25 protein-coding genes are annotated in these 12,477 nt (G+C 36.1%); all 25 read left to right on the top strand.

Features of this window, described 5'->3' with window-relative positions:
* Positions 1-2: 2 nt before the first annotated feature.
* The 25 genes from rplB (at position 3) to rplQ (ending at position 12,431) form a co-directional block, all read left to right on the top strand.
* Complete coding sequence (gene rplB, locus A8143_RS12110; protein WP_066759090.1) at positions 3-827, top strand: 50S ribosomal protein L2; 825 nt, start codon at positions 3-5, stop codon at positions 825-827.
* 7 nt (positions 828-834) lie between these two features.
* On the top strand, positions 835-1,107 hold the full coding sequence (gene rpsS, locus A8143_RS12105; RefSeq protein ID WP_066759088.1) for a 30S ribosomal protein S19: 273 nt from the start codon (positions 835-837) through the stop codon (positions 1,105-1,107).
* Between the two features lie 20 nt (positions 1,108-1,127).
* Positions 1,128-1,529, top strand: coding sequence for a 50S ribosomal protein L22 (rplV, locus tag A8143_RS12100; RefSeq protein WP_066759086.1), 402 nt, complete (start codon positions 1,128-1,130; stop codon positions 1,527-1,529).
* A 2-nt stretch (positions 1,530-1,531) separates the two neighbouring features.
* Positions 1,532-2,239 (top strand): 30S ribosomal protein S3, encoded by a 708-nt coding sequence (gene rpsC / locus A8143_RS12095; RefSeq protein ID WP_066759084.1) that lies wholly within the window; start codon positions 1,532-1,534, stop codon positions 2,237-2,239.
* 19 nt (positions 2,240-2,258) lie between these two features.
* Entirely contained in the window at positions 2,259-2,678 is a 420-nt protein-coding gene (gene rplP, locus A8143_RS12090; RefSeq protein WP_066759080.1) for a 50S ribosomal protein L16, read from the top strand.
* Between the two features lie 30 nt (positions 2,679-2,708).
* Complete coding sequence (gene rpmC, locus A8143_RS12085; protein WP_066759078.1) at positions 2,709-2,903, top strand: 50S ribosomal protein L29; 195 nt, start codon at positions 2,709-2,711, stop codon at positions 2,901-2,903.
* Positions 2,904-2,930: 27 nt separating this feature from the next.
* Entirely contained in the window at positions 2,931-3,191 is a 261-nt protein-coding gene (gene rpsQ, locus A8143_RS12080; protein ID WP_066759076.1) for a 30S ribosomal protein S17, read from the top strand.
* 6 nt (positions 3,192-3,197) lie between these two features.
* Positions 3,198-3,566, top strand: coding sequence for a 50S ribosomal protein L14 (rplN, locus tag A8143_RS12075; protein WP_066759074.1), 369 nt, complete (start codon positions 3,198-3,200; stop codon positions 3,564-3,566).
* Between the two features lie 11 nt (positions 3,567-3,577).
* Positions 3,578-3,895: a 50S ribosomal protein L24 gene (gene rplX / locus A8143_RS12070; protein ID WP_066759072.1), complete on the top strand. Its 318-nt coding sequence runs from the start codon at positions 3,578-3,580 to the stop codon at positions 3,893-3,895.
* Positions 3,895-4,446 carry a 50S ribosomal protein L5 gene (gene rplE, locus A8143_RS12065; protein WP_066759071.1) on the top strand — a complete coding sequence of 184 codons (552 nt, stop codon included), beginning with the start codon at positions 3,895-3,897 and terminating at the stop codon, positions 4,444-4,446. Before rplX ends, rplE begins: the two co-directional genes overlap by 1 nt.
* 4 nt (positions 4,447-4,450) lie before the next feature.
* A complete protein-coding gene (gene rpsN / locus A8143_RS12060; RefSeq protein WP_066759070.1) occupies positions 4,451-4,738 on the top strand; it encodes a 30S ribosomal protein S14 in 288 nt (95 codons plus the stop codon).
* A gap of 74 nt (positions 4,739-4,812) precedes the next feature.
* Complete coding sequence (gene rpsH / locus A8143_RS12055) at positions 4,813-5,205, top strand: 30S ribosomal protein S8 (protein WP_066759195.1); 393 nt, start codon at positions 4,813-4,815, stop codon at positions 5,203-5,205.
* A 22-nt stretch (positions 5,206-5,227) separates the two neighbouring features.
* Positions 5,228-5,779 (top strand): 50S ribosomal protein L6, encoded by a 552-nt coding sequence (gene rplF / locus A8143_RS12050; RefSeq protein ID WP_066759068.1) that lies wholly within the window; start codon positions 5,228-5,230, stop codon positions 5,777-5,779.
* 8 nt (positions 5,780-5,787) lie between these two features.
* Positions 5,788-6,141, top strand: coding sequence for a 50S ribosomal protein L18 (gene rplR, locus A8143_RS12045; protein ID WP_066759067.1), 354 nt, complete (start codon positions 5,788-5,790; stop codon positions 6,139-6,141).
* A gap of 5 nt (positions 6,142-6,146) precedes the next feature.
* The gene (gene rpsE / locus A8143_RS12040) at positions 6,147-6,656 is read left to right on the top strand and encodes a 30S ribosomal protein S5 (RefSeq protein WP_066759066.1); all 510 of its coding nucleotides are present in this window, start codon (positions 6,147-6,149) and stop codon (positions 6,654-6,656) included.
* A gap of 11 nt (positions 6,657-6,667) precedes the next feature.
* Positions 6,668-6,844 carry a 50S ribosomal protein L30 gene (gene rpmD / locus A8143_RS12035; RefSeq protein WP_066759065.1) on the top strand — a complete coding sequence of 59 codons (177 nt, stop codon included), beginning with the start codon at positions 6,668-6,670 and terminating at the stop codon, positions 6,842-6,844.
* Positions 6,845-6,866: 22 nt separating this feature from the next.
* Positions 6,867-7,313 carry a 50S ribosomal protein L15 gene (gene rplO, locus A8143_RS12030; protein WP_066759064.1) on the top strand — a complete coding sequence of 149 codons (447 nt, stop codon included), beginning with the start codon at positions 6,867-6,869 and terminating at the stop codon, positions 7,311-7,313.
* A gap of 18 nt (positions 7,314-7,331) precedes the next feature.
* On the top strand, positions 7,332-8,660 hold the full coding sequence (gene secY / locus A8143_RS12025) for a preprotein translocase subunit SecY (protein WP_066759063.1): 1,329 nt from the start codon (positions 7,332-7,334) through the stop codon (positions 8,658-8,660).
* Positions 8,661-8,666: 6 nt separating this feature from the next.
* Entirely contained in the window at positions 8,667-8,885 is a 219-nt protein-coding gene (gene infA, locus A8143_RS12020) for a translation initiation factor IF-1 (RefSeq protein ID WP_066759061.1), read from the top strand.
* A 107-nt stretch (positions 8,886-8,992) separates the two neighbouring features.
* A complete protein-coding gene (gene ykgO / locus A8143_RS12015; protein WP_066759193.1) occupies positions 8,993-9,109 on the top strand; it encodes a type B 50S ribosomal protein L36 in 117 nt (38 codons plus the stop codon).
* A gap of 83 nt (positions 9,110-9,192) precedes the next feature.
* Positions 9,193-9,567 carry a 30S ribosomal protein S13 gene (rpsM, locus tag A8143_RS12010; protein ID WP_066759060.1) on the top strand — a complete coding sequence of 125 codons (375 nt, stop codon included), beginning with the start codon at positions 9,193-9,195 and terminating at the stop codon, positions 9,565-9,567.
* Between the two features lie 70 nt (positions 9,568-9,637).
* Positions 9,638-10,024 carry a 30S ribosomal protein S11 gene (gene rpsK, locus A8143_RS12005; protein ID WP_066759059.1) on the top strand — a complete coding sequence of 129 codons (387 nt, stop codon included), beginning with the start codon at positions 9,638-9,640 and terminating at the stop codon, positions 10,022-10,024.
* A gap of 25 nt (positions 10,025-10,049) precedes the next feature.
* A complete protein-coding gene (rpsD, locus tag A8143_RS12000) occupies positions 10,050-10,655 on the top strand; it encodes a 30S ribosomal protein S4 (RefSeq protein WP_066759057.1) in 606 nt (201 codons plus the stop codon).
* A gap of 126 nt (positions 10,656-10,781) precedes the next feature.
* Positions 10,782-11,774: a DNA-directed RNA polymerase subunit alpha gene (locus A8143_RS11995; RefSeq protein ID WP_066759052.1), complete on the top strand. Its 993-nt coding sequence runs from the start codon at positions 10,782-10,784 to the stop codon at positions 11,772-11,774.
* 192 nt (positions 11,775-11,966) lie between these two features.
* Positions 11,967-12,431 (top strand): 50S ribosomal protein L17, encoded by a 465-nt coding sequence (gene rplQ / locus A8143_RS11990; RefSeq protein WP_066759050.1) that lies wholly within the window; start codon positions 11,967-11,969, stop codon positions 12,429-12,431.
* Positions 12,432-12,477 lie beyond the last annotated feature (46 nt).

Genomic DNA, 12,477 nt, shown 5'->3' with positions numbered 1-12,477 from the left:
AAATGGGAGTTAGAAAGTTAAAACCAACGACACCGGGTCAAAGACATAAAATCGCAAGTGATTTTAGTGAAATAACTAAATCAACGCCAGAAAAGTCTTTGTTAGCGAGCAAGAAAAAATCAGGCGGTAGAAATAATGCCGGAAAAATGACCATGAGATACCTCGGTGGTGGTCACAAAAAGAAGTACAGAATAGTAGACTTTAAAAGAGAAAAATTTGGTATCCCTGCAACGGTAAAAGCGATCGAATATGATCCAAATCGTTCAGCAAGAATTGCCTTATTGTTCTATGCTGATGGTGAAAAAAGATATATCATTCATCCAGAAGGATTAAAGGTTGGGGCAGTGATTAATTCTGGAAAGGGTGTTGAACCTGAAGTAGGAAATACACTTTATCTTGCTGATATTCCTCTCGGAACAGTTATTCACAATATTGAATTGAAACCTGGAAAAGGTGCAGCAATAGCGCGTGGAGCTGGAACTTATGCACAATTACAAGCACGTGAAGGTAAGTACGCAATCGTAAAATTGCCTTCTGGTGAAACAAGAATGATTTTAACGACTTGTTTAGCGACGATTGGTGCAGTTTCCAATTCTGAACACATGTTATTGGTTTCTGGTAAAGCAGGACGTTCAAGATGGAAAGGTCGTCGACCAAGAGTAAGAGGTGTTGTTATGAACCCAGTTGATCACCCAATGGGTGGTGGTGAAGGTAAGTCTTCAGGAGGTCACCCAAGATCAAGAAACGGTATGCCGGCTAAAGGATACAAAACAAGATCGAAGAAAAAATACTCTTCTAAGTATATAATTGAAAAGAGAAAGAAATAATTAAGGCATGAGTAGATCATTAAAAAAACCACCTTTTGTACATTATAAATTAATGCAAAGAGTAGAAGAAGCACAAGAGTCTCAGAAGAAAGCTGTGATTAAAACTTGGTCGAGATCTTCAACTATCACGCCAGATTTCGTGGGCTTAACAATCGCGGTTCATAATGGAAATAAATTCATTCCTGTTTATGTTACTGAAAATATGGTAGGTCATAAATTAGGTGAATTTGCTCCGACTAGAACCTTTAGAGGTCACGCGGACAAAAAGAAAAAGAAATAATTGGCTAAACATCAGATAACATGGGAGCTAGAAAAAGATTAAAGGCTGAAAAGCTGAAGGAAGAAAAGTCGCAAGTAGCAATTGCTAAATTAAACAATTGTCCTATCTCGGCTAGAAAAATGAGACTTGTAGCTGATATCGTAAGAGGTGTTGAAGTAAATAAAGCTTTAAATATCCTTTCTCACAATTCAAAAGAAGCAGCAGGTCGTTTAGAGAAATTGTTGCGTTCTGCAATCGCTAACTGGGAACAAAAAAATGAAGACAAAAATTTAGAGGATGAAACCCTAATTGTGTCTGAAATTCGAGTAGATGTTGCAGGTATGTTGAAGAGAATTCAACCAGCACCGCAAGGTAGAGCACATAGAATTAGAAAAAGATCAAATCACACAACTATCATCGTTGATAGTGTAAAAACAAAATAAGAATGGGACAAAAGACTAATCCAATAGGTAATAGATTGGGATTCATCCAAGGATGGGAATCAAACTGGTTTGGTGGAAATGACTATTCTGCTAAAATTGTTGAAGATCAAAAAATTAGAGAATATCTATCTGCTCGTTTGCAAAAAGCAAGTATCTCTAAAATTATCATTGAACGTACAATTAAATTAGTAACAGTAACAATTAATACGGCTCGTCCTGGTGTTATCATCGGTAAAGGTGGTCAAGAGGTTGACAAACTAAAAGAAGAGCTTAAAAAGATTACTGGTAAAGAAGTTCAAATCAATATTTTTGAAATTAAGCGTCCTGAGCTAGATGCAAAATTAGTTGCTGATAGTATTGCTCGCCAAATTGAAGGAAGAATTTCTTTTAGAAGAGCAATTAAAATGGCAATCCAATCTACAATGAGAATGGGTGCCGAAGGAATCAAGGTAAAGATTTCTGGTCGTTTAAATGGGGCTGAGATGGCACGTAATGAAATGTATAAAGATGGGCGAACTCCATTGCATACTTTTAGAGCTGACATCGATTACGCATTATCAGAAGCACACACAACTTACGGAAGAATCGGAATTAAAGTTTGGATTTGTAAGGGTGAGGTTTATGGTAAAAGAGACCTTTCGCCGAATGTTGGTTTACAACAAAAGAAAGGTGGGAAACGTAATCCTAAATTTCAGAATAGAAGAAAATAATTAGTTAAAACATTAGAGAATGTTACAACCGAAAAGAACAAAATTTAGAAAAGCTCAAAAGGGAAGAAACACTGGTCTTGCACACCGAGGAAGTCAGATCGCTTTCGGATCTTTTGGATTAAAGTCACTTGAGCCAGGATGGTTGACTTCTAGACAAATTGAAGCTTCACGTATAGCCGTTACTCGTTACATGAAGAGAGAAGGTAAAGTCTGGATTCGCGTTTTCCCTGATAAACCAATTACTGCAAAACCAGCAGAGGTACGTATGGGTAAAGGTAAAGGTGCACCAAGTCACTGGGTAGCAGTGGTACGACCAGGTAGAATATTGTTTGAAGCAGAAGGTGTTGACGTTGAAACTGCCAGAGAGGCAATGCGTTTAGCAGCTCAAAAACTTCCGCTTAAATGCAAGTTTGTGGTTCGTAAAGATTACGTAGGTTAATCTACGTGTAATAGTTAATATTAAGAACAAATGAAAGCAGCGGAAATAAGAGAATTTTCTTTGGAAGACCTAAAAGAAAAATTGGATGAAGCAATTGCACAACACAAAAGCCTTGTGCTTACTCATGCAGTTTCTCAACTGGAAAATCCAATTCAAATTAGAGAGGGGCGTAAAACAATCGCTCGTTTAAAAACAGAAATTAAAAGCCGTGAGCTAAAAGCTTAAGCTTTTATTTATTAATGACTTTCTAGTATGGAAAATAAAAGAAATTTAAGAAAAGAGCGTATTGGCGTGGTAACCAGCGATAAAATGGATAAATCTGTTGTCGTTTCGGTAGAAAGAAAAGTAAAACATGCCAAATATGGTAAGTTCGTGAAAAAAACTACTAAATTTGTCGCCCACGATGAAAAAAATGAGTGTAATCAAGGTGATACTGTGCGTATCATGGAAACGCGACCACTCAGTAAAAATAAGTGTTGGAGACTAGTAGAAATTGTTGAAAGAGCTAAATAATATACAATGATTCAATCAGAAAGTAGATTAGCAGTAGCCGACAATAGTGGAGCAAAAGAAGTTTTGTGCATCCGTGTACTCGGAGGAACAAAAAGAAGATATGCTTCTGTTGGTGATAAAATTGTTGTAACTGTAAAGAGTGCTATTCCTGCCGGAAACGTGAAAAAGGGACAAGTGACTAAAGCAGTTATTGTTAGAACAAAAAAAGAAATCAGACGTCCTGATGGGTCGTATGTTAGATTTGATGACAACGCTGTTGTATTGCTTAACGAAGCAGGAGAAATGAGAGGTACTCGTATCTTTGGACCTGTTGCAAGAGAGTTAAGAGATAAACAATACATGAAAGTTGTTTCACTAGCACCTGAGGTACTTTAAAATTAAAGAAAATGCAAAAGAAACTACACGTAAAAGTAGGAGACACTGTAAAAGTGATCAGCGGTACATCAAAAGGTAGCGAAGGAAAAGTGCTACGTATTGATAGAAAGAAAAATCGTGCAATTGTTGAGGGTGTAAACATCGTAAAAAAACATGTGAAGCCTAGTGCGTCTAATCCGCAGGGTGGTATTGAAGAGACTGAGGCTGGAATTCACTTATCAAATATCATGGTCGTGGTTGACGGTGTCGCTTCTCGAGTTGGAAGAAAAGAAGACGAAAACGGTAAATTAGTTAGATTTTTAAAAAAGAATGGGGAGGTAGTTAAATAATGAGCTATACACCAAGACTAAGAGAAAAGTACGCGAATGAAATCGCAAAAAAATTGCAAGAGCAATTCGGTTTCAAATCGAATATGCGCGTACCTAAACTCGAAAAGATCGTTTTAAGCCAGGGAGTTGGTGACGCGATCGCAGATAAAAAGTTAATCGAATCAGCTGTTAATGACATGACATTAATCGCAGGTCAAAAGGCTATCGCTACTAACTCTAAAAAGGATATCTCTAACTTTAAACTAAGAAAAGGGATGCCAGTTGGAGTAAAGGTTACTTTAAGAGGTGATAAGATGTATGAATTCTTAGATCGTCTTATTAACATTGCTTTACCTCGTACAAGAGATTTTAGAGGGGTAAAAGCGAATGGTTTTGATGGTACTGGTAACTTTAATATGGGAATTAAAGAGCATATCATTTTCCCAGAAATCGATATTGATAAAGTGAATAAAATATTCGGAATGGATATCACCTTCGTAACGAGTACTTCTTCTGATGAAGAAAGTAAAGCGTTATTAAATGAGTTTGGTTTCCCTTTCGTTAAAAATTAGTAAGATGGCTAAAGAATCAATGAAGGCGAAACAACGCAAAAAAATTAAAATGGCTGATCAATATGCTGAGAAAAGAGCAGCATTGAGAAAAGCTGCAAATGAAGGTGATTGGGATGCTATGATGGCATTACAAAAGTTACCAAAAAACTCTATGAAGATTAGAGTGCACAATAGATGTGGATTGACTGGTAGACCAAGAGGTTATATGAGACAATTCGGAATTTCAAGGGTAACATTTAGAGAAATGGCTCTTGCAGGTAAAATCCCAGGTGTAACTAAAGCAAGCTGGTAATTAGTATAAATTAGAAACTGCGGCTGTCGTTTGAAAAGTTCAAATTGATGGTCACAAGTCTAAAAATAAGAAAAATGAATTCAGATCCAATAGCAGATTATTTGACACGTGTGAGAAACGCACAATTGGCAAGACACAAAGTTGTGGAAATTCCAGCGTCAGGTATCAAAAAAGAAATTACAAAAATCCTTGAAGATAAAGGTTATATCCTTAGTCATAAATTTGAAGATGACAACAAACAAGGTATTATAAAGATTGCATTAAAATATACTAATGGTACGCCAGCAATTCGTAAAATCCAAAGAGTTTCTACTCCTGGATTAAGAAAGTATGTAGGTGCAGGTGAGTTACCACGTGTAATCAACGGTTTAGGAATTGCAATTCTTTCAACTTCGAAAGGTGTAATTACTGATAAAGAAGCGAGAAAAGAAAACGTAGGTGGTGAAGTCATTTGTTACGTTTATTAATAATTAGTAAAGAAAATTAGTTATGTCTAGAATTGGAAATGCACCGGTTACCATTGAAAGTGGAGTCGAAGTTAAAATTGAAGAGGGAGCGATTTCTGTAAAGGGACCAAAGGGCGAATTAACGCAGAGTATAGACCCGAGTGTTACAATTAAACAAGAAGATGGAACACTAACTTTCGAAAGATCAAGCGATCATAAAGATGTTCGTGCTAAACATGGTTTGTACCGTGCTTTAGTGAATAATATGATTGAAGGAGTATCGAAAGGTTTCACAAAGAAATTAGAATTCCACGGTGTTGGATATAGAGCTACTGCTAGTGGTCAAAAACTTGAAATGGTTATTGGATACTCGCACCCAGTTATTATCGAATTACCTTCAGAAATTAAATTAAGCGCAGAAACTCAAAAAGGTAAAGCGCCAATTGTTACATTAGAGTCGCATGACAAACAATTATTAGGTTTGGCTGCTGCAAAGATTAGATCTTTAAGAAAACCTGAACCTTACAAAGGAAAAGGAATCAGATACTCTGATGAGTTTATTAGAAGAAAAGCTGGTAAATCAGCTGCGAAATAATTGATATTATGGCTTTAGATAAAGTAGCAAAAAGAGCAAAAATAAAAAGAAGAATCAGAAAGAACGTTTTCGGTACTTCTGAACAACCAAGATTAAGTGTGTTTAGATCAAATAAACAAATCTATGCGCAAGTAATTGATGATAATAAAGGAGTGACCTTGGCGTCAGCTTCATCTTATAAAAACAATGCTGTAGAAGGTAAAAATAAAACTGAAGCAGCTGCAATCGTTGGAAAAGATGTTGCAGAAAAAGCGATTAAAGCAGGCGTAACGCAGGTTGTTTTTGATAGAAATGGATACCAATACCACGGAAGAGTGAAATCACTTGCTGAAGGCGCAAGAGAAGGTGGACTTAAATTTTAATAAAGATGAAAGCAAATATAGTTAGATCTACAGATTTAGAATTAAAAGATAAGCTTGTTGCACTTAATCGTGTAACTAAAGTTACTAAAGGTGGTCGAACCTTTACTTTCTCTGCTGTAGTAGTGGTTGGAAACGAAGAAGGTGTCGTAGGACACGGTCTAGGAAAAGCAAAGGAAGTTGTCGAAGCAATTTCTAAAGGTGTAGACGATGCAAAGAAAAATTTAATTCGTGTACCTGTTATTAAAGGTACAGTTCCTCATGCTCAAAAAGGTAAGTTCTCAGGAGCACGTGTTTTCTTAAGACCTGCAGCTCATGGTACTGGTGTTATTGCTGGTGGTGCGATGCGTGCGGTTCTTGAAAGTGCTGGTATTACTGATATCCTTGCAAAATCTCAAGGTTCTTCAAACCCGCACAATGTTGTGAAAGCGACTATGGATGCTCTCGAGCAGATGAGAGACGCCGTACAAGTGGCTCACGATAGAGGTGTTTCATTAGATAAAGTTTTTAACGGTTAATCAAGACAATTATGGCAACTATTAAAATTAAACAAGTAAAAAGTGCTATCAATCGTCCAAAAGATCAGAAAAGAACGATTGAAGCATTAGGGTTTAGAAAACTGAACCAAGTAATCGAAAAAGAAGCTACACCACAAATTTTAGGTATGGTGAAAAAAGTTTCTCATATGATTGAAATAATTGAGTAAGAATTCTATAAGCATTAGTACAATGAATTTAAATAATATTAAACCGGCTAAAGGAGCGACGAAAAGCACAAAACGAATCGGTCGAGGACAAGGTTCTGGACACGGTGGAACTTCGACAAGAGGACATAAAGGTGCTAAGTCACGTTCTGGTTACAGCCGTAAAATCGGTTTCGAAGGTGGACAAATGCCACTTCAAAGACGTGTACCTAAGTTTGGCTTCACTAATATGAACCGTGTAGAATATAAGGGAATAAACCTTGATACACTTCAAAATTTAGTTGAAAAGCTTAACATTAAGGAAGTTAATTTAGATGTAATCCGTGAAAATGGATTGGCGCAAAAGAAAGATTTGGTTAAAATTTTAGGAAGAGGAGAATTAAAAGCATCTATTAAGGTAACGGCAAATGGATTTTCTGCATCTGCAAAAGCGGCAATCGAAGCTGCTGGTGGTTCTGTAGAAACTGTTTAATTCTAATAAACACCTCGAATGAAGAAATTTATAGAAACAATAAAAAATATTTGGAAAGTTGAAGAACTTAGAAATAGAATAGGGTTAACTCTAGGGTTAATCCTAATCTATCGTGTGGGTTCATTCATCATTATCCCTGGTGTTGACCAAGGTGCTTTAGCTATTAATAGCAGTGGTGAAAGTGGTGGTCTCGTCGGTCTATTGGACTTGTTCGCAGGTGGAGCTTTCTCTAAAGCTTCAATCATGGCCTTAGGGATTATGCCGTATATCTCTGCTTCTATTATCATGCAATTATTGGGTATGGCCGTTCCTGTTGTGCAAAAAATGCAAAAAGATGGGGAAAGTGGTCGTCGAAAAATTAATGGGTATACCCGTTTCTTGACGATTGCGATTTGTGCGTTTCAAGCGCCTTCTTACTTAACGATGTATGTCTTAAATTATGAAGCAGCTGTAGATCCTTCTCTAATGTGGTGGACGACGTCTATCGCTTTATTAATCGCAGGAACAATGTTCGCAATGTGGTTAGGTGAAAGAATTACAGACAAAGGTATTGGTAATGGTATTTCATTGCTAATTACGGTTGGTATCCTCGCTCGTTTCCCTGGTTCTGTCCTTACCGAATTTGGTGTGCGTATTGATGGTGCTGGAGGTATATTCATGTTCTTAGTAGAATTAATCGTATTCTTTGCAATAATTATGGTAACTGTTCTTATCGTTCAAGGTGTAAGACGTGTTCCAATTAATTATGCAAAAGAAGTTGTTGGTGGTCAAGGTGCAAGTATGGGTGCTTCTTCAAGAAGTTATATTCCGTTAAAGGTAAATGCTTCTGGGGTAATGCCTATAATCTTTGCTCAAGCAATTATGACGGTACCTGCGATGATTGGTCAAGATTCAATTCTTGGGTTTATGGCTGACTTTAGAGGATTCTGGTATAACTTTATATTTGCTTTAATGATTATCATTTTTACGTATTTCTATACGGCAATTACAATTAATCCGAAGCAAATTGCAGACGATTTGAAGAGAAATGGTGGTTTTGTTCCTGGAGTTAAACCGGGGTCTGAAACAGCTGATTTTCTAGATAATATTTTGTCAAGAATTACACTTCCTGGATCTTTAATGTTGGCGGCAATTGCAATAATTCCAGCATTTGCTATGATGTTTGGTATTGGTGAAGGCTTTGCAATGTTCATGGGCGGTACATCAATGTTAATTATGGTTGGTGTGGTTTTAGATACCCTGCAACAAATAGAAACCTATTTATTAAATAGACATTACGACGGTTTGATGGAAGGCGGCGCCATTCGTGGGCGAAGAGGTGAGGCTCCAGTTGGTAATGTGATATAAAGATTTATGGCAAAACAAGCATCAATAGAACAAGACGGAACGATAATCGAGGCATTATCAAATGCAATGTTTAGAGTTGAGTTGGAAAACGGTCATACGATTACAGCTCACATTTCAGGTAAAATGAGAATGCATTACATTAAAATTTTGCCTGGGGATAAAGTAAAATTAGAAATGTCGCCTTATGATTTGTCGAAAGGGCGAATTACTTATAGGTATAAATAAAAAATTAGACGAAAGATAAAAGACAACGTGGATGACGAGAAAAGGCGATTAAGAAGATGTCTTTTTTCTTCGAAAAAGAAAACTATCTACGTCCAAAATTGGAAATTATGAAAGTAAGAGCATCAGTAAAAAAACGATCTGCTGACTGTAAAATCGTTAAAAGAAAAGGGAAAGTTTACGTGATAAACAAAAAGAACCCAAAGTTTAAACAAAGACAAGGATAAAATCTTCTGAGAAAGAATCGGTAAAATTAAATTATTAGTATTACTTTTGCCGAAAATTTTTTGGAAGCTATTAAATAAGAATTATGGCTAGAATCGCTGGAATAGATATCCCAAAGAACAAAAGAGGGGTAATTAGTTTGACCTATATTTACGGTATTGGAAACAGTACTGCTGCAAAAATTTTAGATGATTGTGGAGTAGATAGAAATATCAAAGTTCAAGATTGGACGGATGATCAGACTGGAAAAATTCGTGCTGCAGTTGCAGAAATGAAAGTTGAAGGTGCATTAAGATCAGAGGTTCAATTGAACATCAAACGTTTGATGGACATTGGATGTAACAGAGGAATCAGACATAGAGCTGGTTTACCTTTGAGAGGTCAACGTACAAAGAATAATTCAAGAACCCGTAAAGGGAGACGAAAAACAGTTGCAAACAAGAAGAAAGCAACTAAATAATTAGTAATCAGAATTTAAGTTCAAGCAAGAGTATTTCTTGTGGAGTGATTTATATTCTAACTAAATAAATATGGCAAAAGCAGGTAAAGTAAAAAAGAAAAATGTTAAAGTTGAAGCGGTGGGACAAGCTCACATTCAAGCTTCTTTCAATAACATTATTATCTCGTTAACAAACAATGCTGGACAAGTAATTTCTTGGTCAAGTGCTGGTAAAATGGGATTTAGAGGATCTAAGAAAAATACTCCTTATGCAGCGCAAGTTGCAGCTGAGGATTGTGCTCGTGAAGCACATGACCTTGGTTTAAGAAAGGTAAAAGTATACGTAAAAGGTCCTGGTTCAGGTAGAGAATCTGCCATCAGAGCAATTCATAATTGCGGTGTCGAAGTTACTGAAATTATAGACGTAACACCTATGCCTCACAATGGTTGTAGACCACCGAAACGAAGAAGAGTTTAATTAAGAATTTTGTAAAAAAGAGAACATGGCAAGATATACTGGCCCTAAATCTAAGATAGCTAGACGATTCAGAGATCCAATTTTTGGACCTGATAAAGCATTGGAAAGAAAAAATTACGGACCTGGTCAACACGGTCCTAACAAGAGACGAGGTAAACAATCTGAATATGCTATTCAGTTAATGGAGAAACAAAAAGCTAAATATACTTACGGTATTTTGGAAAGACAATTCTCTAATTTGTTTAAAAAAGCTTCACGAATGAAAGGAATTACTGGTGAGAACCTTCTAATCCTTTGTGAGTCTCGTTTAGATAATACAGTTTATCGTTTGGGTATTTCTCCAAGTAGACGTGGAGCAAGACAAATGGTAACGCATAGACACATTACTGTGAATGGAGAGATCGTAAATGTACCTTCTTATACATTAAAAGAGGGTGATGTTGTAGCAGTTAGAGAAAAATCTAAATCATTAGAGGCTATTTCTTCATCTGTTGCTGCGAATATTAACTCATTCGAATGGTTAGACTGGAATGCTTCTACAATGGAAGGTCGTTTCGTAAGTAAACCATCTCGTGAAATGATTCCTGAAGGAATTAAAGAGCAGTTAATCGTCGAATTATACTCGAAATAATAAAGCCTCTTTATAAAAGAGCATTAGATTAAATTAATCATTGCGTTTTAGCAGAAAGGGTTGATCGGTATAATCTTCAAACGGATTAACCGCGCAACTAAAACGCAATTAAAACGAAGATAAAACATGGCTATTCTAGATTTTCAGAAACCGGATAAGGTAATTATGATTGAATCGGATGACTTTCGTGGTCAATTCGAATTCAGACCATTGGAACCAGGATACGGTGTAACAATTGGTAATGCACTTAGAAGAATTTTACTTTCTTCTTTAGAAGGTTTCGCTATCTCATCTGTGAAGATTGAAGGCGTAGATCACGAATTTTCAACAATTAAAGGTGTTGTAGATGACGTGACAGAAATTATATTGAACTTAAAACAAGTTCGCTTCAAACAACAGATTGAAGGAACTGATTCTGAAAAAGTAATAGTTTCCGTTTCAGGTCAAGAAGCTTTAACTGCAGGAGATATCGGGAAATTTACAACTGCTTTCCAAGTATTAAACCCGGATTTGGTAATTTGTAAAATGGAACCAGGTGTTAAGTTTAATATGGAAATTGAAATCGTAAAAGGTCGTGGTTATTTACCAGCGGAGGAAAATAAAAATTCTGGTGCTGCATTTGGAACCATTGCGGTAGATTCAATTTTTACGCCAATCAAGAATGTAAAATATTCAATTGAGAATTATCGTGTAGAACAAAAGACAGATTACGAAAAATTGGTTTTCGATATTCAGTCAGATGGTTCAATTACACCAAAAGATGCGTTGCAAGAGGCGGCAAAGATTTTAATTCACCACTTCATGTTGTTCTCTGATGAGAGAATTACTTTAGATACGGAGATTAAATCAGAGACTGAAGAGTTTGATGAGACTTCTTTACACATGCGTCAATTATTAAAGTCTAAGTTGGTAGATTTAGATTTGTCTGTAAGAGCGCTTAACTGTTTAAAAGCTGCAGATGTTGAAACGCTTGGTGATTTAGTTTCTTACAACAAAAATGATTTATTGAAATTTAGAAACTTTGGTAAAAAATCTTTGACTGAGTTGGAAGATTTAGTTGAAGCAAAAGGTTTAGCTTTTGGAATGAATGTTTCAAAATATAAATTGGATAAAGAGTAAAAATTGGTTTAAGTATCACACAGGTGAGCTTTGAGAACTAATTCGAAATAATTTAAAGTACACGAAGATTTTGTCAACGTGTACTTTCTATTTCCCAAAATCCTTGTGAGGGAATTAAAACTAAAAGTAAGGTAAAGTTTAAGTTAAACAACATCTAAATACTAAAAGAGGTTTAGATGAAAATAAAGAGAAATGAGACACGGAAAAAAATTCAACCATTTAGGTAGAAAAACTGCTCACAGAAAAGCAATGTTATCAAATATGGCTTGTTCTTTAATCGAGCACAAAAGAATTACTACTACAGTTGCAAAAGCAAAGGCTTTAAGAGGTTTTGTTGAACCGTTAATTACGAAATCGAAAACGGATTCTACACATTCAAGAAGAATTGTGTTCCGTGCTTTACGTAATAAGTATTCAGTAACTGAATTGTTTAGAGAAGTAGCTCCAAAAGTGGCTGACCGTCCAGGAGGATATACTCGTATCATCCGTACAGGAAAACGTTTAGGTGATAACGCTGAAATGTGTTTAATAGAGCTAGTTGATTTCAATGAGATCTATGGAACTGAAACTAAAAAGAAAACAACAAGAAGATCTCGAAGAGGTGGAAAAGCTGCTGGTGCTGCAAAAGAAACAGAAGCAAAAAAAGAAGAAGAGTAAGATCGACTTTTCACATTATGTTAAAAAGGGAAACTATTTGGTTTCC

The organism is Crocinitomix algicola (genome assembly GCF_001661595.2).
In the GTDB taxonomy this organism is placed as follows: domain Bacteria; phylum Bacteroidota; class Bacteroidia; order Flavobacteriales_D; family Crocinitomicaceae; genus Crocinitomix; species Crocinitomix algicola.
The sequence above is the reverse complement of the archived record's forward strand: the minus strand, read 5'-3'. Positions and strand labels throughout refer to the sequence as shown.

What these genes read in the sequence shown, in the direction of transcription:
- rpmC (WP_066759078.1), top strand. Translation starts at nt 2,709, where the DNA reads ATGAAAGCAGCGGAAATAAGAGAATTTTCTTTGGAAGACCTAAAAGAA.
- rplF (WP_066759068.1), top strand. Translation starts at nt 5,228, where the DNA reads ATGTCTAGAATTGGAAATGCACCGGTTACCATTGAAAGTGGAGTCGAA.
- rpsQ (WP_066759076.1), top strand. Translation starts at nt 2,931, where the DNA reads ATGGAAAATAAAAGAAATTTAAGAAAAGAGCGTATTGGCGTGGTAACC.
- rpsD (WP_066759057.1), top strand. Translation starts at nt 10,050, where the DNA reads ATGGCAAGATATACTGGCCCTAAATCTAAGATAGCTAGACGATTCAGA.
- rpsH (WP_066759195.1), top strand. Translation starts at nt 4,813, where the DNA reads ATGAATTCAGATCCAATAGCAGATTATTTGACACGTGTGAGAAACGCA.
- rplE (WP_066759071.1), top strand. Translation starts at nt 3,895, where the DNA reads ATGAGCTATACACCAAGACTAAGAGAAAAGTACGCGAATGAAATCGCA.
- rplP (WP_066759080.1), top strand. Translation starts at nt 2,259, where the DNA reads ATGTTACAACCGAAAAGAACAAAATTTAGAAAAGCTCAAAAGGGAAGA.
- rplO (WP_066759064.1), top strand. Translation starts at nt 6,867, where the DNA reads ATGAATTTAAATAATATTAAACCGGCTAAAGGAGCGACGAAAAGCACA.
- rplR (WP_066759067.1), top strand. Translation starts at nt 5,788, where the DNA reads ATGGCTTTAGATAAAGTAGCAAAAAGAGCAAAAATAAAAAGAAGAATC.
- rpsS (WP_066759088.1), top strand. Translation starts at nt 835, where the DNA reads ATGAGTAGATCATTAAAAAAACCACCTTTTGTACATTATAAATTAATG.
- rpsN (WP_066759070.1), top strand. Translation starts at nt 4,451, where the DNA reads ATGGCTAAAGAATCAATGAAGGCGAAACAACGCAAAAAAATTAAAATG.
- rplX (WP_066759072.1), top strand. Translation starts at nt 3,578, where the DNA reads ATGCAAAAGAAACTACACGTAAAAGTAGGAGACACTGTAAAAGTGATC.
- rplN (WP_066759074.1), top strand. Translation starts at nt 3,198, where the DNA reads ATGATTCAATCAGAAAGTAGATTAGCAGTAGCCGACAATAGTGGAGCA.
- rpmD (WP_066759065.1), top strand. Translation starts at nt 6,668, where the DNA reads ATGGCAACTATTAAAATTAAACAAGTAAAAAGTGCTATCAATCGTCCA.
- rplB (WP_066759090.1), top strand. Translation starts at nt 3, where the DNA reads ATGGGAGTTAGAAAGTTAAAACCAACGACACCGGGTCAAAGACATAAA.
- infA (WP_066759061.1), top strand. Translation starts at nt 8,667, where the DNA reads ATGGCAAAACAAGCATCAATAGAACAAGACGGAACGATAATCGAGGCA.
- rpsC (WP_066759084.1), top strand. Translation starts at nt 1,532, where the DNA reads ATGGGACAAAAGACTAATCCAATAGGTAATAGATTGGGATTCATCCAA.
- rpsM (WP_066759060.1), top strand. Translation starts at nt 9,193, where the DNA reads ATGGCTAGAATCGCTGGAATAGATATCCCAAAGAACAAAAGAGGGGTA.
- rplV (WP_066759086.1), top strand. Translation starts at nt 1,128, where the DNA reads ATGGGAGCTAGAAAAAGATTAAAGGCTGAAAAGCTGAAGGAAGAAAAG.
- rplQ (WP_066759050.1), top strand. Translation starts at nt 11,967, where the DNA reads ATGAGACACGGAAAAAAATTCAACCATTTAGGTAGAAAAACTGCTCAC.
- ykgO (WP_066759193.1), top strand. Translation starts at nt 8,993, where the DNA reads ATGAAAGTAAGAGCATCAGTAAAAAAACGATCTGCTGACTGTAAAATC.
- rpsE (WP_066759066.1), top strand. Translation starts at nt 6,147, where the DNA reads ATGAAAGCAAATATAGTTAGATCTACAGATTTAGAATTAAAAGATAAG.
- rpsK (WP_066759059.1), top strand. Translation starts at nt 9,638, where the DNA reads ATGGCAAAAGCAGGTAAAGTAAAAAAGAAAAATGTTAAAGTTGAAGCG.
- A8143_RS11995 (WP_066759052.1), top strand. Translation starts at nt 10,782, where the DNA reads ATGGCTATTCTAGATTTTCAGAAACCGGATAAGGTAATTATGATTGAA.
- secY (WP_066759063.1), top strand. Translation starts at nt 7,332, where the DNA reads ATGAAGAAATTTATAGAAACAATAAAAAATATTTGGAAAGTTGAAGAA.